Annotated in this window: 16 protein-coding genes and 1 pseudogene; 10 read left to right on the plus strand and 7 right to left on the minus strand. The window is 40.4% G+C overall.

The window, feature by feature from the left end:
- The first annotated feature begins 313 nt into the window (after positions 1-313).
- Positions 314-1,348 (plus strand): molybdopterin-guanine dinucleotide biosynthesis protein B, encoded by a 1,035-nt coding sequence (gene mobB / locus MBBTH_RS09625; protein WP_116592820.1) that lies wholly within the window; start codon positions 314-316, stop codon positions 1,346-1,348.
- 4 nt (positions 1,349-1,352) lie between these two features.
- Positions 1,353-2,282: a GTP 3',8-cyclase MoaA gene (gene moaA / locus MBBTH_RS09630; RefSeq protein ID WP_116592821.1), complete on the plus strand. Its 930-nt coding sequence runs from the start codon at positions 1,353-1,355 to the stop codon at positions 2,280-2,282.
- Positions 2,283-2,364: 82 nt separating this feature from the next.
- On the opposite strand, the gene MBBTH_RS09635 is transcribed toward moaA, so the two are convergent.
- The 3 genes from MBBTH_RS09635 to MBBTH_RS09645 all read right to left on the minus strand — a co-directional run bounded on the left by MBBTH_RS09635 (position 2,365) and on the right by MBBTH_RS09645 (position 6,650).
- A complete protein-coding gene (locus tag MBBTH_RS09635; RefSeq protein ID WP_116592822.1) occupies positions 2,365-3,570 on the minus strand; it encodes a Coenzyme F420 hydrogenase/dehydrogenase, beta subunit C-terminal domain in 1,206 nt (401 codons plus the stop codon).
- A 17-nt stretch (positions 3,571-3,587) separates the two neighbouring features.
- Positions 3,588-5,753, minus strand: a complete 2,166-nt coding sequence (fdhF, locus tag MBBTH_RS09640; protein ID WP_116592823.1) for a formate dehydrogenase subunit alpha — start codon at positions 5,751-5,753, stop codon at positions 3,588-3,590.
- Positions 5,754-5,843: 90 nt separating this feature from the next.
- Entirely contained in the window at positions 5,844-6,650 is an 807-nt protein-coding gene (locus MBBTH_RS09645; protein ID WP_116592824.1) for a formate/nitrite transporter family protein, read from the minus strand.
- A gap of 620 nt (positions 6,651-7,270) precedes the next feature.
- Here MBBTH_RS09645 and fdhD point away from each other — a divergent pair.
- Positions 7,271-8,017: a formate dehydrogenase accessory sulfurtransferase FdhD gene (fdhD, locus tag MBBTH_RS09650; RefSeq protein ID WP_116592825.1), complete on the plus strand. Its 747-nt coding sequence runs from the start codon at positions 7,271-7,273 to the stop codon at positions 8,015-8,017.
- Here fdhD and hxlB read toward each other — a convergent pair.
- A complete protein-coding gene (gene hxlB, locus MBBTH_RS09655) occupies positions 8,009-8,599 on the minus strand; it encodes a 6-phospho-3-hexuloisomerase (protein ID WP_116592826.1) in 591 nt (196 codons plus the stop codon). The two genes, fdhD and hxlB, sit on opposite strands and share 9 nt — an antisense overlap.
- 58 nt (positions 8,600-8,657) lie before the next feature.
- Between hxlB and MBBTH_RS09660 the strand changes: the two genes are divergently transcribed.
- The 6 genes and pseudogenes from MBBTH_RS09660 to lysS all read left to right on the plus strand — a co-directional run bounded on the left by MBBTH_RS09660 (position 8,658) and on the right by lysS (position 15,432).
- Positions 8,658-9,527, plus strand: a complete 870-nt coding sequence (locus tag MBBTH_RS09660; protein ID WP_116592827.1) for a LysR family transcriptional regulator — start codon at positions 8,658-8,660, stop codon at positions 9,525-9,527.
- A 172-nt stretch (positions 9,528-9,699) separates the two neighbouring features.
- Positions 9,700-10,614 carry a carbohydrate kinase family protein gene (locus tag MBBTH_RS09665; protein ID WP_116592828.1) on the plus strand — a complete coding sequence of 305 codons (915 nt, stop codon included), beginning with the start codon at positions 9,700-9,702 and terminating at the stop codon, positions 10,612-10,614.
- 233 nt (positions 10,615-10,847) lie between these two features.
- Positions 10,848-12,146 (plus strand): phosphomethylpyrimidine synthase, encoded by a 1,299-nt coding sequence (gene thiC, locus MBBTH_RS09670; protein ID WP_116592829.1) that lies wholly within the window; start codon positions 10,848-10,850, stop codon positions 12,144-12,146.
- A gap of 131 nt (positions 12,147-12,277) precedes the next feature.
- A pseudogene (locus MBBTH_RS09675) lies at positions 12,278-12,724 on the plus strand (PfkB family carbohydrate kinase); the annotation flags it as partial.
- A 69-nt stretch (positions 12,725-12,793) separates the two neighbouring features.
- Positions 12,794-13,732, plus strand: a complete 939-nt coding sequence (locus MBBTH_RS09680; protein WP_116592830.1) for a bile acid:sodium symporter family protein — start codon at positions 12,794-12,796, stop codon at positions 13,730-13,732.
- A gap of 116 nt (positions 13,733-13,848) precedes the next feature.
- The gene (lysS, locus tag MBBTH_RS09685; RefSeq protein ID WP_116592831.1) at positions 13,849-15,432 is read left to right on the plus strand and encodes a lysine--tRNA ligase; all 1,584 of its coding nucleotides are present in this window, start codon (positions 13,849-13,851) and stop codon (positions 15,430-15,432) included.
- A 22-nt stretch (positions 15,433-15,454) separates the two neighbouring features.
- Here the strand turns inward: lysS and MBBTH_RS09690 are convergent, their stop codons facing one another.
- Genes MBBTH_RS09690 through MBBTH_RS11125 form a run of 3 tightly spaced genes read right to left on the minus strand, consistent with a single transcriptional unit; the run spans position 15,455 to position 17,486 of the window.
- Complete coding sequence (locus MBBTH_RS09690; RefSeq protein WP_116592832.1) at positions 15,455-15,832, minus strand: hypothetical protein; 378 nt, start codon at positions 15,830-15,832, stop codon at positions 15,455-15,457.
- A complete protein-coding gene (locus MBBTH_RS09695; protein WP_116592833.1) occupies positions 15,810-16,304 on the minus strand; it encodes a nucleoside deaminase in 495 nt (164 codons plus the stop codon). The genes MBBTH_RS09690 and MBBTH_RS09695 overlap by 23 nt, the downstream gene beginning before the upstream one ends.
- Positions 16,305-16,337: 33 nt before the next feature.
- Positions 16,338-17,486, minus strand: a complete 1,149-nt coding sequence (locus MBBTH_RS11125) for a GumC domain-containing protein (RefSeq protein ID WP_243409798.1) — start codon at positions 17,484-17,486, stop codon at positions 16,338-16,340.
- 167 nt (positions 17,487-17,653) lie between these two features.
- Between MBBTH_RS11125 and polC the strand changes: the two genes are divergently transcribed.
- Complete coding sequence (polC, locus tag MBBTH_RS09710) at positions 17,654-20,953, plus strand: DNA polymerase II large subunit (protein WP_116592834.1); 3,300 nt, start codon at positions 17,654-17,656, stop codon at positions 20,951-20,953.
- Positions 20,954-20,991 lie beyond the last annotated feature (38 nt).

The following is a 20,991-nucleotide window of genomic DNA, read 5'->3' on the forward strand; positions in this document are numbered from 1 at the left end:
ATTACGAAATCGTGAAAATTTATAAAAAATTTTTAGGTTAACCTAAAATGTGTAGTAACTACACATCAAAATTGCAAAAACACATGAAAATCAATAAAAACATCGAAATACCCCATAATCTTCAATTTTTTTGCTTTGCCAAAATTGAAATCTTTTTCAAAAATTCATCAAAAACCGATTGGATTTCAGATTTTAGAGCCATCGAATTATGTTAAAAAAACATGCCATTTTATCAAAATGTGTAGTAACTACACATCCTTATCAAAAAGATATAATTAATACAAAAACATATATTATTACAAGGGGAGTAAAAATGAAAATTGTATCCATAGTAGGTAAGAAAAATACGGGAAAGACCTCTCTAACTGTCAAGGTTATTGAGGAGCTGACAAAAAGGGGCTACAATGTGGCCTCAATAAAGCATTCTCACCACTCAATAGAGATGGACAAGGAGAACACCGACACCTGGAAGCACAAGCAGGCCGGTGCCAACCTGGTGGTGGGCGTCGGGTCAACCACTTTCTTCAATGCCAGAAAGGAGCATGACCTGAACAGAATACTATACCTGCTCAAGCACTTCGACGACTTTGATTTCGTGATAATAGAAGGATACAAGAGTTACAATTACCCTAAGATCATAACCTCCCCAGATGTAAAGGACGAATACACAATCAAGGAAGTGGATTCATTCACAATAACCCCTGAAGAAGTGAGCGAATTGGCCGACCTGATAGAGGAAAGGGGCCATGACATCGTCGACACCCTATTTGCAAACAATTGCGGATACAATGACGGCGAAGTCATCGCAGGAAAAATCCGTCAGGGCGAGCTGACCGTTGACGATCTGGATGACGTGAAAAGTTACCTGTCAATAGACGGCAAGGTGGTCGGCCTCAACAGGTTTGTAAGCGATTACCTCAAACGGAGCGTTATTGGCGTTATAAACACATTGAACCTCAAGGACTTCGGAGTGGACGACATCGGCAAGATAGAACTGCTGATTCCTAATGAAAATACTCCAAAAAGTCCGGCGGATGCGGAATGCGCAATAAAAATCAATGACAAGGACCTTGAAATCAACAGTTTCACAAGGACAATCGTTTCAAATTCCATCAAGGGAATGGTCAGCGCCATCAAAACCGAAGACAACGTCAGGACAATAGATATCGAAATAATGAATATCGAAAAGGAGCTGATTGATGCTGATATCAGCCTTAAGACAAACGGCCATGACGTTGAAATAAATGAATTCACACAAGGAATCCTGAAAGAGACAATATTCGCCATAATCAGCAGCCTGAAAGTTGACGAGAAGATTAAAGAAATAAAAATAAAAGTGGAAGAATGATATCATGTTGGACGGAGTTGTTTTGGATAAGTATGAAAGACCGATTCTTTCACTGAGAATCACATTGACAAACAGGTGTAACGTTAACTGCCTATACTGCCATCATGACGGTATGGTCAAGTCAAAGGATGAGATGACCGCTGATGAACTCTACACCATATGTAAAATAGCCAAGAAGATAGGCGTTAGAAAAATCAGGCTTTCAGGAGGAGAGCCACTCCTCAAGAATGACATCGTTGAAATCGTTGAGAGAATTGCAAGCCTTGACTTTAAGGACATTTCAATGACAACAAATGGAATCCTTTTGGAAAAGTATGCTCAAGAGTTAAAGGATGCCGGTCTTGACAGGGTCAACGTGAGCCTGGATACCCTCAACCGTGAAACATTCGAGTTCATCACCAAAAAGGATTATCTTGAAGATGCAAAAAGGGGAATTCTCAAGGCCGTTGAGGTTGGACTCTATCCCGTAAAGATCAACATGGTCATAATGAAGGACATCAACCAGGATGAGATTGACGACATGTTCGAATTCTGTAAGGAGAACAACATCGTGCTTCAGCTGATTGAACTTATTGAAAGTGAAAACTGTGACGACGACAAGTTCAGTGTGGACTACCACTACAAGCTCGATGACATCGAAAAAGAGTTGGCTGATATAGCTGATGATGTGCGAGAACGTGAATTTATGCAGGGCCGTAAGAAATATTACATTAACGGTGGAGAAATCGAGGTAGTCAAGCCTGTCGATAATGCTAAATTTTGCGCAAATTGCTCCAGATTGAGGATTACACCGGATGGTAAAATCAAGCCATGTCTTTTGAGAAATGATAACCTGGTCGAGTTGATTTCACATGTGAGAAATGGCGAAAGCGAGGAAAAACTAGAGGAAATCTTCATCAAGGGAATTAACAAAAGGGAACCCTTCAATTCCTAACCTTATTTTTTTAGCAAATAATATAACAGTGTTAACTTTTCATCTCAAAAAAAAGAAAAAAATAGGAAATAAGGAAAAATCCTTATAACCATTTAGCTTTGGATACGTGGTCGGTAAATGGAAGTGGGTCGTCACTGCCCATACCTGGGATGTATCCGTAGATTTCTCTTACTTTGTTGTTTACAGTACTCCATACTTTAGCTACAGGGATTTCACATGGACATACTTCGGAACATTGTCCACAGTTGGTACATGCGTCAACCATGTGCACTAAACGTGTTAAGTGGAAGAATGGAGCAGCAGGAGTGTATCCACCAGGTACCCATTCAGGACCTTCAGCTTCGAGACAGCAGTCTTCACAGAAACATAATGGACATGCTTCACGACAGCCGTAACATTTCATACATTTGGAGAATTCGTCTTCGTATTGGTAGAATACGTCGATGATGTCTCCAGTGGTGCCTGCGTAATCAACTTCTTTCTTAGCTTGAGATTCTTTTAACATGAAGTTGTTGATGTTTTCTCTGATTTTGATACCTTTTTCAATAGGTTCAGCAGTTTCGATTAAACCAGCTTCAATAACTTTGTCTAATACTTCTGCACCAGTTTCTGAGAATACTTCAACGAAGGTAGCTTTACCAGCTAATTCACCGATAACTCCCCAGTTACCTAAAGCTAAGTCAGCGTTGGAAGGGATTTTGAGATTACATCTTTGACAGTTTTCTCTTCTTCCCATACCTTGTTCTTCTAATTCATCGATTTTGAAACCTTTTTCACCATCAGCTGTTTCCATGATGAGTTTTCCTTTAGCGATTTCTTCTTTGATAACGTCTTTAGGATCTAATTCGTATACATCTCTAATCATGTTCATGGTTGGAACAGGTGACATAGTTCCACCACAGTTAACACCAATCATAATTACGTTTTCTTCGATGATTTTGCCTTTTTTCATTAATTCACGGATGGTCATTGCATCACAAGGTTTACATGCAACAGCGAGTTTCATGTATCTTGCACCGTCTAAGTATTTGGATACGAATTTAGCAATGTTTAAGGTACCACAGTGAATGGAACCTGCGGTTTTGATAACATCAGCAGGGTCGGTAATGAGAGTTGGTACACCGTCGTAAATATCGTGACCTTCGGTTACTCCAACGACACCATCAACAATACCTTCTTCTAAGAGGTATTTCATGATAGTAGTTACAACTCCACCGTATTCTCCTTTTTGTTTGATATCATCAATTGCAGAGTATGCGTAATACATATCGTTAATTTTTGCGCTCATTTAAATCTACTCCTTGTTTATTTACCCACTTTTACGGTGGTAGTTGCCATGTTTTCAGCTTTGATTTCGGTGTCAGTACCATCTTTGTATACTTCACCTTTCATTTCGACAACTTCATCGAGTTTTTCGACTTGGATAGCACAAGCTTTCAATTCAACCATTTTGGATTTAGGGTCGAAGGAATCGGAGTTGGTTAATACATTTGCTGCACATTCTACGAAGTGCATTGGAATGTTTACAATACCTTCTCTGATGTCATCGGTTACACGAGCAGGAATTGCGATTTCTCCTCTTCTTGAGAATGCTCTTACTACTTCACCGTTGATAATTCCTCTAGCTTCAGCATCTTTAGTGTTGATTTCAATGAAACCGGTTTTAACTTCGTTGGATAAAGTTTCACATCTTCTGGTCATTGCAGCGTGGTAGTGGAACAAGATCCTTGTAGTGGTTAATAATAATGGGTATTCATCATCTACAGTTTCAACAGGTCCTTTGTGTTCTAATGCTTGGAAGACACCTAAACCATCAGGGTGTGCGAATTTTTCTTTGTGCATTAATGGTTGACATGGGTCGTCTTCGGAAGGACAAGGCCAGTGAAGTGCTTCAGGAGTGTCTAATCTTTCACGGTTCATACCTGCCATGATAGGAGCACATTCTCTGATTTCATCAAAGATTTCTTCAGCAGATTCGTAGTGGAATAATGGTCTTGGTACGCCCATTCTGACAGCGATTTCTTCCATAATTTTCCAATCTAACCATGCGCCTTCAGGAGGTTCTTGTGCTTTGTGTAAGCATTGTACTCTTCTTTCACCACTGGTGAAGGTACCTTCTTGTTCACCCCAACCTGCTGCAGGTAATACAACATCAGCACATTGTGCGGTATCGGTTAAGAAACATTCTTGAACAACTAACATTTCTAAGTTAGCGAGTGCTTCTTTGGTGTGTTGTACGTCAGCATCGGAGAGTACAGGGTCTTCCCCGTGGATGTATAATACTTTTAAGTCGCCAGCGTGAGCAGCGTTCATCATTTCTACTAAGGTTAAACCAGGAGTGGTTGGTAAGTTAACTTCGTAACCTTCTCCACTGTAGTAGTCGTTGAACCATGCGGTGGTTTCTGGGTCTTTAACTTTTCTGTAACCTACGTAATCGGAAGGTAATGCACCCATATCACAAGCACCTTGTACGTTGTTTTGTCCTCTTAATGGGTTTACACCAGTACCTTGTTTACCAATGTTACCAGTTAACATTGCAAGGTTTGCAGTGGACATTACGTTGTCAGCACCGTGGGAGTGTTCGGTAATACCTAAGGAGTATACGATAGCTGCTTTGTCAGCAGATGCGTATTCTACAGCTAAGTGTTCGATTACTTCAGGTTTGATACCGGTAATTTCAGAAGCCATGTCTAAGGTGTATTTTTGTACAACTTCTTTCATTTCTTCGAAACCTTTGGTTCTGTTTGCAATAAACTCATCATCTTGCAAGTCTTTGTCGATGATGACTTTAATCATAGCGTTCATTAAAGCTACGTCAGTACCAGTTTCGAATTGTACATATTCGTCTGCGATTTTAGCAGTAGGAGTGAATCTTGGGTCTAATACAACTAATTTAGCACCGTTTTGTTTTGCTTGGATTAATTTACGTCCAAATAATGGGTGTGCTTCCATGTTGTTTGATCCAATACAGAATATGTAGTCAGCTTCCTTAATACTGTCGAATCCGTTGGTCATAGCACCGGAACCGAAAGTGGTAGCTAAACCTGCTACAGTAGGACCGTGACAGATACGTGCACAGTGGTCTACGTTTTGGGTACCACAAGCTACTCTTGCTAATTTTTGAGTAATGTAAATGTTTTCGTTAGGTGAACGAGCACATGCGTAGAATCCAACTTTGTTTGGATCTTCGTCAGATACTTCTTTGAGTTTGTTAGCAACTAAATCTAATGCTTCATCCCAAGAAGCTTCTCTGAATTCACCGTTTTCTTTTATTAAAGGAGTAGTCAATCTGTCTTCCCTATTAATAAACTGATATCCAAAGTTACCTTTTGGACATACTTTACCCTCGTTTACAGGGTGTCTTTTTAAAGGTTCTACACCAACGATTTTTCCGTCTTTGACTACAAAGTTGAGTCCACAACCTGTACCACAGTACGGACAGATAGTTGGTACATATTTAATTTCAACCATTTTATAATCTCCAAAATAATATTTTTGTTTATTTAAATAAATAAATAAATAAAGAAAGAAGCTTTAAAGCTTCTTCTTGAATTTACTAGCTTAGTCTTTTAAGTAAGTGTACCAGTAGATACATGCTACAAAGACTGCTCCACCAATGATGTTACCGATAGTAACTGGTACTAAGTTATTAATAATAATAGTACTCCAGGTTACACCTTTAGCACCTAAGAACATACCTAATGGTATGAAGAACATGTTTGCAACACTGTGCTCAAATCCGATACATACAAATGCCATGATTGGGAACCAAATACCAACGATTTTACCGATGATATCGTCTGATGCGTTAGCTAACCATACAGCTAAACATACAAGCCAGTTACAACCAATACCTTTAATCATTGCAACTGTGAATGGCATAGTTACTTTACCTTCTGCTACAGCGATTGCTTTTGCAGAAATTGCGTAAGCTGGTGCGGTTGCGTCAGTAGGAGTAATTCCTCCCATGAAAGCGAGAACGTATGCTACGAATAATGCACCTACAAAGTTGAAAATCCAACTTATTACCCAGTTTTTAGCGAGACCGCCAACAGATGCGTTACCGTCTAAAACACCGAGGGTCATGAACATTACGTTACCTGTGAAGAGTTCTGATCCTGCGAGAACTACAATGATCAAACCTACAGGGAACACTGCACCGAATACGAATTTTTCTAAACCGATTGGTGCGCCGGCTTTTAACATACCAGCACTAGCTACAACAGCTAATAAACCACCAAATGCAATATATGCTCCTGCTAAGAAGGAAAGCAATATTACATTAACAATATTTGCAGAGTTTTTTGCTCCAGCAGTTGCGGAAATTGCTTTCGCAGTGTCTACTGGACTTTTAAAAGATGAACTCATATTATCAACCTCTTTTATTCCCTTTTTTATTAATTTTTTATAATACTAATGAAACCCACAATTTAGTTCAAAGAGTATTATGATATTATATATTACTTTTATATATAAAAAGGATTTTTCATTAGACTCTAAAAGAAATATTTAAATACTACAAAGCTACAAAATTAAACATAATGATAAATCATGATGGATTACATACACATCGTGAAATTATTCTTCTTTTCCGAAAATACCTTTAATTATATCTTAAATTTTATTATACTATATTAAAAATCGTTGAAGATTATTAATATTGACTTTACACTTGTTTTAATTTAATAATTCTGAAAAAGTTACAATATGAAAATATATTTATATCGTCTTATTTTAACAAAAAATTGCTTAAAATTAACATCACTTCAAAATAATGGAAAATTAAAAATGAAAATCGATGAAAGATAATTTTGACAAAATTCAAATTTAAGCCAACTAAAATTATATGAAAGGTCAAAATCGATTGGATAACAAAAAAAGATTTGTTAAGAAACACTTGAAAAATCATTGAAAAGCGTCGATGATAACGAGATTTATCAAATAATTTTAAAATATAATGACACTTAAAATAATATATGGTGGAAGGCATGAAAATAGAAGAAATCGATGCAATAAAATTCAAAAACGATCAGGCCACAGAAGTTAAGGAAAATGTTGTGAAGGATGAAACAATAACATTGACAATCAACGGAAACATCTCACGCAGCCTGTCTGCAATCGAGGATTCCCTTAAGGAATTTGCAGTCGGGTACCTGTTCAACGAGAACATGGTGAAATCCCTTGACGACATCAAAAGCATTGAAATCGACGGTCCGCAGATCAATGTCGAAATCGACGACACCCTTTTAAGGACAAATGAGACAGTTCTGTGCTCCGATTCAGCAGGAGGATGGAGAAGCAAGATCAAGGACGTCAACCCTGTCGAATCCGATTTTCAGGTAAGCGTCAGGGAACTGCTCGACAGGATAGAGGAACTTAAAAACAATGCTGAAATCTGGCAGGCCACCGGAGGAACACATGTTGCGGGAATCGTTTATGATGGTCAGTTCGTCGTCAAGGAAGACGTAAGCCGCCATGTGGCCGTGGACAAGGTAATAGGATATGGAATATTGCACGATTTCGACCTGAAAAACTCATATGTGATATACAGCGGAAGAATGCCTGCGGACATGGTCATCAAAATGACAAGGGCCGGCGTTCCGATTCTGGCATCAAACGCAGCTCCCGCTAACTCAGGATACAATATCGCAAAAAAAGGAAATATTACATTGGTCGGCTTCTTAAGGGGCCAACGCTGTAATATATATAATAACCAGAATAGGATCTTATTCTAGAACTGTGTGTCTTGCCTTCAAGTCACTTTCAGTCTGATGCATCTTTTCCATCAGCTCGGAAACGATTGCATCCAAAAATACGAGAGTGGTCAGCTCGAAAGCTGTTCCCAATGGAGTCAAGGAAGTGTAGTTTCCGTGGATTTGACGTTTGATGTAGTTTTCATCATCCACTTCTTTTTTTGTTCTTCCTTTGACAAGGATATAGCTGTCACACATTTGACCTAATGTGGAGTCAGGATAAGATGTTAGGGCCAATACCTTGGAACCTCTATTTTTAGCGATTTTGGCTGCGGACACTATGGTATTTGTTTCACCTGAACCTGAAATGGCAATAATGCAGTCATCTTCATAAATGGCCGGAGATATGGTTTCGCCCACAACATAGGCACTCAATCCCAGATGCATTAACCTCATGGCAAATGCCTTTGCGGCAAGTCCAGATCTTCCCGCTCCAGTAACAAAGATGTTTTTGGAGCTTATGATGATATCTTCAAATTTTTCAATAGCTTCTTCATCCAAATAGTCTTGTGCACTTTCAATATTGTCCAATATAGCCCTGATAGAGGTTTTCATTATTTCCATTTTTATCTAATCCATAAATCGATATTATTAATTATGATTACAATTTTATTTATAATTAATGAAATTTGAAAGTAAGGGATTGATAAGTATAGAGATTGACGGAAAGGTTTACGACTATAAATTATACCAAAGCCTGGAATCACTCTCTCGAACCCAGTCCCAAAGAAAATCCGCCAAGGAATTGGGCATTTCACATACAGTCTTTAACAGGAGATTGCTTAAGGCTGAGGACAAGTTAGGCGTCAAGATTACCCGAAAGGTCGGCAACGGCACACTCTTGACACCGGATGGCGATGCCCTGCTTGAGGAGTTCAAGAAGTATATGATCCAAATCGAGAAGACACCAAACATCAACATTGCCGGAGGGCACATCAGCACAGGGCTTCTTGAAAGCATACACACACCATTCAACACCAACATCTACAGCAGCAGCGACGAGGACGCATTCGAGCTTGCAAAAAGGGGTGCGGTGGATATTCTGACATTGGACGACCCTCTGATTGCGTATGAAAGGGACATCAATTTCATGCCGATAGCCTATGACTATCTCGTTCTGGTCTCAAGCCCGGAATCCAAAAGCATCGAGAGCATATCCGACCTGGAGGGGCTTGATTTTGTAAACGTCAACGGTTCCGCCCAAAGGCTTGCATGGAACAGCCTTAACCATTATGACATTGAATACAACATAAAGGAAAGCGTCAATTCCCAATTCGATGCATTCAAGATTGTGAGAAACTCAAAGAATCTCTATACCTTTTTGAATGCCAGCTATTTCAAGGGAAATGACCTCCTGAAGTATGACACCCAGCATGTAATCAGCGTCATCAAGGTCAACGAGGACAAGGCCGAAGTTGATGAATATGTCAGGTTCCTGATAAACGAAGGCCAGAGGCTGATTGAGCAGCAGGGCTTCACACCAATGGGATAGTACTTTCCAAATGCTCTCGGCAAAACTGTAATATAATATTATTATATAGTACATACCATCACACATCGGAAATTAATGTTTAATGGGTTCACATGTGCGACAATGTGCACTTTCAAAACATTAAATAATGATAAGAACCAATATAAAATTGAAATTATAAAAAGGCGATATTATGGCAAAAAACAGAGATTTACTAGCAATTGGCCACTCTGCTCATGATTACATTATTAGAGTGCCGGAATTTCCAAAAGCTAACTTTTCAGCACCAATAACCAAGATGAAAACTTTTAATGGTGGAGCCGCTGCAAATGTAGCTTGTGTTGGAGCAAAATTAGGTTTAAAAACCTCCCTCGTTTCCGCTGTTGGAGGAGATTTCAAAAGAACAGAATATTATGAACACATGCAGAACTTGGGTATTGACACCGAATCCCTAATCTTTGTTCCGGGCGAGGAAACACCTACCGCATTTGTTTTAACCAACGATGACGATGACCAGATAAGCTACTTCTATTGGGGAGCTGCAAAGGAATTCAGCGAAAGCAAAGTTCCTACAAAAGCAATCAAGGATGCCGAAGCAGTTCACCTTGCAACAGGAGACCCTGAATTCAATTGGAAATGTTCCCTTGAAGCAAAAGACCAAGACATGCTTGTTTCATTCGACCCTGGCCAAGACCTTGGAATGTATGACACCAAAAAGCTGATTGACGTCATTGAAAACACTACAATCCTTTTCGGTAACCACCATGAATATGAAAGGATTCTTGATGCGCTTGAAGTCGACCTTAACGGATTGAGGGAAATGGGTCCTAAAATCCTTGTCAAGACCTGCGGAGCCAGCGGATGTGAAATCTACTCAAGCGAGGACAAAATCAAAATCGATGCAATCCCAACCGAAGCCATCGATCCGACCGGTGCGGGAGATTCATATAGGGCAGGATTCCTATCAAGATTCATAAACGGAGAATCACTTGAAGAATCAGCCAAGTTTGCATCATCCGTTTCATCATTCATTATTCAGCATCAAGGCTGTCAGACCAATATGCCAACCTTTGATGAAGCATTTGAAAGAATGAACGAATTTTACTAAATTCCTACATTTTTTTCAATTTTTCTTTATTTTTATCAATACTGCTTTATTTCCAATATAATCCTACATAATAACTATTTTTTAAAAAAAACTTGATTTATATCAATAACAGTGGAATTAAAATTTATCCCATTAATTTAAATACTATTAAATTAAGATAAGAAATTATCAAATAAATATGAGAAATTTTTAAATTAAATTTGACTGTTTTAAAATGAAATTGAGGAATTGTTATGACACAAATTAGCGATGCAAAAAAAGGCATATTAACAGATGAAATGAAGCACGTTGCAGAAATTGAAGGTGTTTCACAAGATTTTATATTAAAATCAGTGGCACAGGGAACCATTGTAATTCCAAGCAACGTACACAGAGACATTGAGGCTGCAGGAATTGGAGCCGGACTCAGGACAAAAGTGAACGCAACCGTCGGAACCTCCACAGATATCGTTGATTTTGATGAGGAAGTGCACAAGGCACAAATCGCAATAGACCATGGTGCAGACTGCCTTATGGAATTAAGTATTGGAGGAGACCTTGACGTAATAAGAAGAAGAGTTCTTGACATGTCCCCATTGCCAGTGGGATCCGTACCAGTTTATCAAGCAGCAATTGAAAGCATCAGAAGAGACGGTTCAGTGGTTTACATGGATGAGGATGACCTCTTCAACACCATTGAAAAGCAAGCAAAAGACGGTATTGACTTTATGGCCGTTCACAGCAGTATCAATATCGAAACATTAACCAGACTCAAAAGACAAGGCCGTGTGACAGGACTCGTTTCCCGTGGAGGGTCATTCATGTCCGGATGGATTGTTGAAAATGAAAAGGAAAACCCATTGTACGCCAACTTCGATTACGTTCTCGAAATCGCAAAGGAACATGATGTGGTATTATCACTTGCAAACGGTATGAGAGCAGGATCCATTGCCGATTCAACAGACAGGGCACAAATACAAGAATTGATCATTTTAGGAGAATTAATCGACAGATCCCGTGAAGCCGGAGTGCAATGTATGATTGAAGGGCCAGGACACATTCCAATCAACGAGATTCCAACAAATGTAATGATTCAAAAGAAAATGTGTTCCAACGCTCCTTTCTACATGCTCGGACCTATCGTATGTGATGTTGCACCAGGTTACGACCACATCGTATCCGCTATCGGAGCTGCATCTTCAGCAAAAGCAGGAGCAGACTTCATCTGCTATGTTACTCCTGCTGAGCACCTTGCATTGCCTAACCCTGATGACGTTAGGGAAGGAGTCATCGCAACCAAGATTGGAGCATATGCAGGAGACCTTGCAACCGGCCAAATCGACGGTTCACAAGACCTTGCAATGGCAGAAGCACGTAAGAGACTTGACTGGGAAGCACAATACGCTTGTGCAATGTTTCCGGAAGCTGCACGTGCAAAAAGAGACCAAAGACCTCCTGAAGAGGAAGACACCTGTACAATGTGCGGAAACTATTGTGCAGTGAAAATCGTTAACGAATGGTTGGACCAATCCGATTCCGACCTCATAAAATAGATAGATTAACATTAATCTATTTATTCTTATTTTTTTAAACTCTGGAATTCACCATAAAATAAATACTATTTTTTACATATATCCCCCTCAAAGGTGATTTGATGGGATCCGTTAGTGAATCTTCAAAAGAAGACTTGCTTGTTTCATTCGATCCTGGCCAAGACCTTGGAATGTATGACACCAAAAAGCTGATTGACGTGATTGAAAACACTACAATCCTTTTCGGTAACCATCATGAATATGAAAGGATTCTTGATGCGCTTGAAGTCGACCTTAACGGATTAAGGGAAATGGGTCCTAAAATCCTTGTCAAGACCTGCGGAGCCAGCGGATGTGAAATCTACTCAAATGAGGATAAAATAAAAATCGATGCAATCCCAACCGAAGCCATCGACCCGACCGGTGCGGGAGATTCCTATAGGGCAGGATTTTTATCAAGATTCCTGAACGGAGAATCACTTGAAGAATCCGCAAAATTCGCATCATCCGTCTCATCATTTATCATTCAACACCAAGGCTGCCAAACCAACATGCCAACCTTTGATGAGGCTTTTGAAAGAATGAATGAATTCTACTAATTCTTTTATTTTTTCTCTTTTACTTTTTTTATCATAATTTTTTTAAATGCTCAAACCTAATATTGAAGCATGAAAAGGATTTTTAAATTTATTGAGAAGTATTTTTTCATAATCATATTGCTGGCCGTAGGCATTTCATTGCTTTATCCGAATTCATTCGCATGGGTATTGAGCGAATACAACGGCATCAATATCATAAATCTACTTTTAAGTATTGTTCTTTTTACAATGGGAACCACATTGAAAGTGGATGACTTCATTAACGTGTTTAAAAATCCCAAAGAGATTGCAGCGGGAATATCAGCGCAGTACATTATAATGCCCCTGATAGCATTTTGCCTTGCAAGCGCATTTTCACTTGACACAGCTCTGACAGTTGGAATCATCCTTGTCGGAACCGTGCCTGGAGGAACAGCCTCCGACGTCATCACTTTTCTTGCAAAGGGTGATGTGGCACTGTCCGTTTCCCTGACTGCGGTTTCCACAGTGATTTCGCCTATCCTGACACCATTGATCACATTGCTTTTAATCGGCAATCAGATTCAATTCAATCCTGTTGACATGTTCATCTCCATTGTCGAAATCGTGATTGTGCCAATCGCCATAGGTTTGACCTTGAACTACAAATTCCCGGATTTCTGCGAAAAGCTGAAAGACTATCTGCCTGCAATATCCTCAATTGTAATCTGTCTGATTGTTGCGGGAGTGATCGGTGCCAACAAGCAGGCCATCCTAACTTCATCCACAATCATAATCGTCGTGATTGTCCTTCAGTACTTCATTGCGATGGCGCTTGGATTTGGAGTGGGATACCTGGTGGGAATGGGCAGAAAACAAATCATTACTGTAGCTATAGAACTGGCATTTCAAAATTCAGGCTTGTCAACAAGCCTTGCAAAGACCCATTTTCCAACCTTGTCCCAGGCAACGGTGCCAGGAGCGCTTTATTCCGTCTGGCAGAATTTTGCGGGGTCAATTCTTGCATATTTATTTAGAAGATATTTGTGAACATCAATGATTTGGGTAACTTTCCCATTAAAATAATCTTTTTATATTAATAGAAAGATAATATTATTATAATACTTATTTTATGATAATTCTTTTATTAGAAACGGTGAATATAAATGACACATTGGATTGAAAATGTAGCTATTGAACTAGCTAAAAGAGACACAGAAGAGCATGTTATTGCGAGTGGAACCTCCATTTCAGGTTCTATTCATATTGGAAACTCATGCGACATATTTGTAGCTAACGGAATTGGAAAAAAATTAAGGGAAATGGGAAAGAAGGCTAAAACAATATGGATTGCAGACGACCACGACCCGCTCAGAAAAGTTCCATATCCTTTACCTGAATCTTACGACAAATACTTAGGAATGCCATACTCAATGATTCCATGCCCAGACGGCTGCTGTGCAAACTTTGTAGAGCACTTTGAAAAACCGCTGCTTTCAGTCATGGACGATTATGGCATTGAAATGGAAGCTAAATCCGGTTTTGAAATGTACAAGAACGGAGACTATAACGATTACATCAGGACTTCCTTGGAAAAAGTAGATGAAATCAAGGAAATCTTTAACCAATACAGAAGGGAGCCATTAGCTGACGACTGGCTGCCATACAACCCTATCTGTGATGAGTGTGGACGTGTAAATACCACATACGCATACGATTACGACGGCGACATCATCAAGTACAGATGTGAATGTGGCCACGAAGGTGAAATGGACATCAAGTCCGGAAACGGTAAGCTCACATGGAGAGTTGAATGGGCAGCAAGATGGAAGATATTCGGAACCACATGCGAACCGTTCGGAAAAGACCACGCAGCAAGCGGCGGATCCTACGATGTAAGTAGCGTGATATCCGAAAAGATTTTCGACTATCCTGCACCATACCCAGTGCCATACGAATGGATTACACTTGACGGTGAAGCGATGAGTAAATCCCACGGGGTTTTCTTCGCTCCTGAAGAATGGCTTAAAATCGGACCTGCTGAAAGTCTTCACTACTATCTGTTCAGGTCAAAACCAATGAAAGCAAAGGATTTCTCCCCGAAAATGCCTTTCTTAGACTTTATCGACCAGTTCGATACTGTTGAAAAAGTGTTCTACGATGAAGTTGAAGCTCCATCAGAAAAAGAAGGAAGAAAATTCAAGGAAATCTATGAGATTGTCCAAATGGAACCTGGAAGTCCACTACCTTTCAGACCGCCATTCAGATTCCTCGTCAACGCTTATCAGATTGCCGGAGATGACCTTGAGAAAATATTTGACATCCTCAAGAGAAATTCCCAATTGACCAAAAGCTTCAAGGACAAGGAGTTCGGCGACTTGACCGAAACCGAATTGGCACAATACAGGGAAAGGGTCGACAACGTAATCTACTGGCTTGACACTTATGCACCTAACTTCGTGAAATTCAAAGTTCAGGAAAAAAGCGTGCCTAAATTGCCGTTGACCCCTGAGCAAGATCAATTCCTGGCTGACCTTGCCGATTTGATTGAAAACAATGATTTCACCGATGCAACCGAATTGCACGATGCGATGTATGAAATCCTGGAAGCTCAAGGATTAAAACCACAAAAAGGTTTCCAAGCTATCTATAAAATGATTCTCGGTCAAAAACAAGGCCCAAGAGCAGCATCATTCTTATTGAGTTTGGACAAAGACTTTGTAGTAAAAAGATTAAGAAAAGAAGCTTAATCTTTCAAACTTTTCTTTTTTTTCAAATTAAACTTTTAAACTCTTTTTTCATTAGAAGATCATCCACGAACGTATAATCTAACTTTTCAAAGATATCAACGAGAATGTCCTCTTTTGAATCGAAGCTGACGACAATGCTTTTGAATTCATAGTCCATCGCTACCTTTTCAAGCTGCCTTATCAGCTTATATGCTATCTTGTCCCTATCGTCATATGAGTTTAAAAAAAGAGTTATGATTTCAGCGGACTCACTGTCGTACACCTTGAAGCTGGCGCATCCAACTGTTTTTTTGTAGTTGTTTAAAAGCAGCACAACCTGAGGATCGTTTACTTCACATCCGAAAGATTTGCAAAATTCAATAAAACGTTCATCTTGCTCATCTGTTACTGTTATCTCCATTCATTTCCACCTCGGTAGTGTTTCCAACTTTCTTAAGCTCCTCATCCCATATTTCAGGATTGTTGGCCGCAAATCTTAAGAACAAATCCCTGCATTTTATATCATTAAGCACAATGACTTCCACATCATTGCATCTCAAAAGGCCTTCGGCCCCCATCAGTGTTGTGTTCTCCCCTATCACGACACGGGGAATGTTATATAATATCACCGCCCCTGAGCACATCGGGCAGGGAGACAGTGTTGTGTACAATGTGCATCTGCGGTAATCCTCATATTCCAGGCGTCCCGCATTTTCAATGGCATCCATTTCGGCATGCAGAACTACGGAATCGTTTTGAATCAGTCTGTTATGCCCTCTGGATATTACCTCATCATCCTTAACGAGGACGGCCCCTATCGGAATTCCCCCTTCCTCTAAGGATTTTTCAGCCTCCTTGATGGCCTCATCCATAAAATAAGCGTCAGTTTTCATGAAAAAAATAAGTTAATAGATGAAATCAATCATCTATCTAAATCTGTTTAATAATCCTTTGCCGGATGCTTTTTCCGCAGATTCCTCAAGTTTGGTTACTTGCTTTCTTAAATCGGCAATAGTCTTGCTGGATTCGTTTGAAAGTTTGTCGTAACTGCTTTCCTTAATCTTGAGTTGTGTTTTAAGTGAGGAAATCTCTTCCTTGTATCCGTCGATTTCCTTCTTGTTTTGGGCATCGACTTCTTCCTTATAATTTCCAAACTCGATGATTTCAGCTCTTAACTTATCGACTTCTTCGGAAAGTGATATGTTTTCTTTTCTTGCATCGGATAACTTTTCTTTTAACTCTTTGACTTCATTGGATAGCTTGCCGTTTTCCTTTTTGATTTCAACAACGTTGGAGTTGTCAAGCTCTTCTTTCAACTCTGCGATTTGGGATTCCAAATCTTCCTTGACTGAATCCAATTGGGATTCAAGTTTATCGGCTCTTACTTTGTGAACTGCACTTTCTGCACCGATTTTTCCTATAGTGTTACTTAAATCGGCATTGATGTCCAATTGGTCAAAGTATTTTCTTGATGTCTTTTCCAGTGCGGTAGTTAACTCGTTTTTAATGTTTTTGAGTTCAGCGTTTTCCTTTTTGAGTTTTGGAATTACTTTGTTGGTCAAGTAGTTTAGTTCATTTGATTGGTTGGACAGTTTTTTATCTTTCTCATCCAATTTCTGTTTCAAATCTGCATTGTCAGAGGATTTCTTATTGGATTTTTTTGATTTCTTAGGTTTGGAAGATTTCTTCTTAACTTCAGGAACTTCCTCAAAAACCTCTTCAACAGGCTCAGGAACATCCTCAACAACTGCTTCCTCAACAACCTCTTCAACAGGCTCAGGAACATCCTCAACGACCGGCTCCTCAACAACCTCTTCAGCAGGTTCGGAAACACTCTCAACGATTTCCTCATCAACCAGTTCTGGAAGGTCGTCAACTTCTTCCACAGATTCTTCAACAACTACTTCTTCTTGAGTTTCAACAACAGGTTCCGGAACTTGTTCTTTTACAGGTTCCACATCCATCGCTTCAACTGTCTTTTCTTCTGTTTTACTTTTAGATCTATTTTTGAGTTTATCTAAATCCAATTTTATCTTTCCACCATACATGGTGTTCATTGGTTTATCATCAGACATTAAAATCACCATAATAGCAATATTAACATTTAAAATTCGACTACAATATACAATTTAAAAGTTTGATTTTTAGAATATTTAAGTATTTTCGAACTCATCAAATATTATTAATATCATGAGAAACAATAGATTATATACTAATTAATTTTGTAACTTGTGGCGATATCATGGATTATTTTGATAGATTAGAAGCTGAAACCAATCACCTATACGAGATAGCTAATGAAGCAAGGTCTAAGGGTTTGGATGTTGAAACAAAAACCGAAGTTCCACTTGCAAAGGATTTAGCGGAAAGAGTTGAAGGGCTTGTAGGTCCTGAAGGTGTTGCGCAACGTATTAAGGAATTAGAGAAAGATATGGATCGTGAGTCTGTCGCTTTTGAAATTGCTGCTGAAATTGCAGACGGGACCTTCGAATTGACAGGCGAGAAGGCGAAATGGAATGAGGAGCAAAGATGCGACCAGGGTCTCAGGACAGCACTTGCAATCCTTACGGAAGGAGTGGTTGCAGCGCCGTTGGAGGGAATTTCCGACGTTAAAATCAAACAGAACTTCGACGGTACAAAATATATCGGAGTGTATTTTGCAGGACCTATCAGAAGTGCTGGAGGTACTGCGGCAGCCCTTGCAGTGCTTTTGGGAGACAAGATCAGACAGGCAATCAACATCGATGAGTTCAAGCCTATTGAAGATGAAATCGAAAGGTATGTGGAAGAGGTCGAGCTATACGAGTCAGAAGTTACAAACCTGCAATACTCACCAACACCAGAGGAAGTGAGATTTGCGGCCAACCATATCCCTGTGGAGGTTTCAGGTGAACAGACCGACCAGGTTGAAGTGTCCCACCGTGATTTGGAGCGTGTTGAAACAAACAACATTCGTGGGGGAGCTTTGCTTGCGATGGTTGAGGGAGTTATCCAGAAATCCAAGAAGATCAAAAAGATTGCAAACAAGTTGGGTCTTGACTGGGACTGGCTTGAAGAGTATTCAAAGCCTAAAAAAAGCGATTCGTCAGATGACGGCGGAGACTCCGATGTCGCTCTTGAAGAGCCTAAATACATCCAGGATATCATCGGCGGAAGGCCTATTCTAGGATACCCTTCCGAAAAGGGAGGTTTCAGGTTAAGGTATGGTCGTTCACGTAACACCGGCCTTGCCACAATGGGAGTCCATCCTGCAACAATGGCACTGCTCGAGTTTCTGGCCGTTGGAACACAGCTGAAGATTGAATATCCTGGTAAGGGAAACTGTGTTGTTCCCGTTGATTCTATTGAGGGACCAATCGTCAAGCTAAAAAACGGTGACGTTGTCGTGATTGACAGCGTAAGGCAAGCTCAGAAGCTGAAAAAGGATGTTGTTGAAATACTCTTCCTTGGTGACATGCTCGTTGCGTTCGGTGAGTTCTTAAGGAACAACCAACCGTTATATCCGTCAGGATGGGTTGAGGAATGGTGGATTCAGCTGCTTATGAGAAGCGAGAAATTCGACAAGGACAACACCGATCTGGATTTGCACGCACTTGAATATGATTATCTGCCTGCAGTCGAGGCGTTCAGGCTGTCCAAGGAGTATGACATTCCGCTCCACCCTAAATACACTTATTGCTATAATGACGTTACCATAAATGATTTGAATGGGTTATATGATTTGCTTGATGCCTCAAAATCAACCTATAAACCTGAAGAGGGCATTAAGCTTGACTTCTCTTATCCGAAAAGGGTTCTTGAAGTTATCGGCGTGCCGCATATCGTTCGTGACGGCAAGATAATCATTGACAAGGACCACTCCTATGCATTGCTCATCACATTATCCGACAGATTGCCTGAAAGGAAAACAACAATTGAAGCCCTGAATGAGGTTTCACCTGTCAAGATCATTGACAAGGCTCCGGCCTACATCGGTACCCGTGTCGGCAGACCTGAAAAATCAAAGGAAAGACTTATGAGACCTGCCCCTCACGGATTGATACCTATCGGCAATTTTGGAGGTTCAAGAAGGCTGGTTGCCACCGCCGCCAAGAAAGGCAGCATCAAGGTAGAGATTTCCAGAAGAAGATGTACCAATCCCGAATGTGGAATCAGCTCATTTGGCGCACTTTGTCCTAAATGTGGCCATCCGACTGAAAAGGGAAAACCTTCAATGAAAAGCATTCCGCTTGCATCAATGCTCAAAAAGGCTTCCGACAATGTCAAGGTCAGAAGGGTCGACGAGGTCAAGGGTGTTGTCGGAATGATTTCAGAGTCCAAATTGCCTGAACCGTTGGAGAAAGGAATTCTCAGGGCAAAACATGAGGTGTTCACCTTTAAGGACGGAACAATCCGTCATGACTCAACCGATTTGCCGTTGACACATTTTGTTCCTAAGGAAATTGGAGTAAACGTTGAAAAGCTGCTTGAAATGGGTTATGAGAAAGATTGTTACGGCAATCCTATTGAGAGTGAGGACCAAATCATTGAGCTTAAGGTCCAGGACATTGTAATTTCCGACAACTGTGGGGATTACCTGCTTCGTACCGCCCAGTTCATTGATGACGAGCTCACAAGGTATTACGGCATGGAGCCGTTCTACAACGTTAAGGAGAAAAGCGACATGATTGGCCATCTCGTTGCCGGCCTTGCTCCGCACACATCCGCAGGAGTTCTGGGCAGAATAGTCGGTTTCACAAAGGCTTTGGGATGCTATGCACACCCTTATTTCCATTCAGCCAAACGTAGAAACTGTGACAGTGACGAGGATGCGGTGATGCTGTTGCTTGACGCATTGATCAACTTCTCAAAAACATACTTGCCTAACACTAGGGGAGGAAGTATGGATGCTCCTTTGGTTTTATCCTCAAGGATTGACCCTGAAGAGATAGACGACGAATCCCACAACCTGGACATCTTTGAAAGGTTCCCTGTCGAGTTTTATGAGGAAACCTACACTCCTCACAAGCCTGCAGATGTTCTTGAATACATAGACAATGTCGAGATGCACCTGGGAACACCTGAACAGTATGAGGGATTGATGTTTTCCCACCACACCTCAAACATCCATGCGGGCCCGACCGTTTGTCTTTACAAACGTCTGCCTTCAATGAGGGAAAAGGTTGAAGCCCAAATCAGCCTTGCCGAAAGCATCAGGGCCGTTGACCAGCGTGGTGTTGTCGAGAAGGTACTGTCATCACATTTCCTGCCGGACATCATGGGTAACTCAAGGGCATTTTCCAAGCAGAAGGTTAGATGCACAAAGTGCGGCGCAAAGTACAGAAGAATGCCGCTTACCGGAAAATGTTCATGCGGTGGAAATCTGATTTTGTCAGTTTCCAAGGGATCAGTTACCAAGTATCTTGAGATTTCAAGGGATTTGGTTAACAGATATCCAGTATCCCACTATCTTGAGCAGCGTCTGGAGATTCAGGAGTTCGGTATTAACTCATTGTTTGAAAGTGATAAATCCAAGCAGAGTTCACTTGACGTGTTCTTCTAATACTTTTCAAATGCTCTCTTGGACAATTGTTTTTTGAT

Origin of the sequence: Methanobrevibacter thaueri (genome assembly GCF_003111625.1) — an archaeon.
GTDB lineage: Archaea > Methanobacteriota > Methanobacteria > Methanobacteriales > Methanobacteriaceae > Methanocatella > Methanocatella thaueri.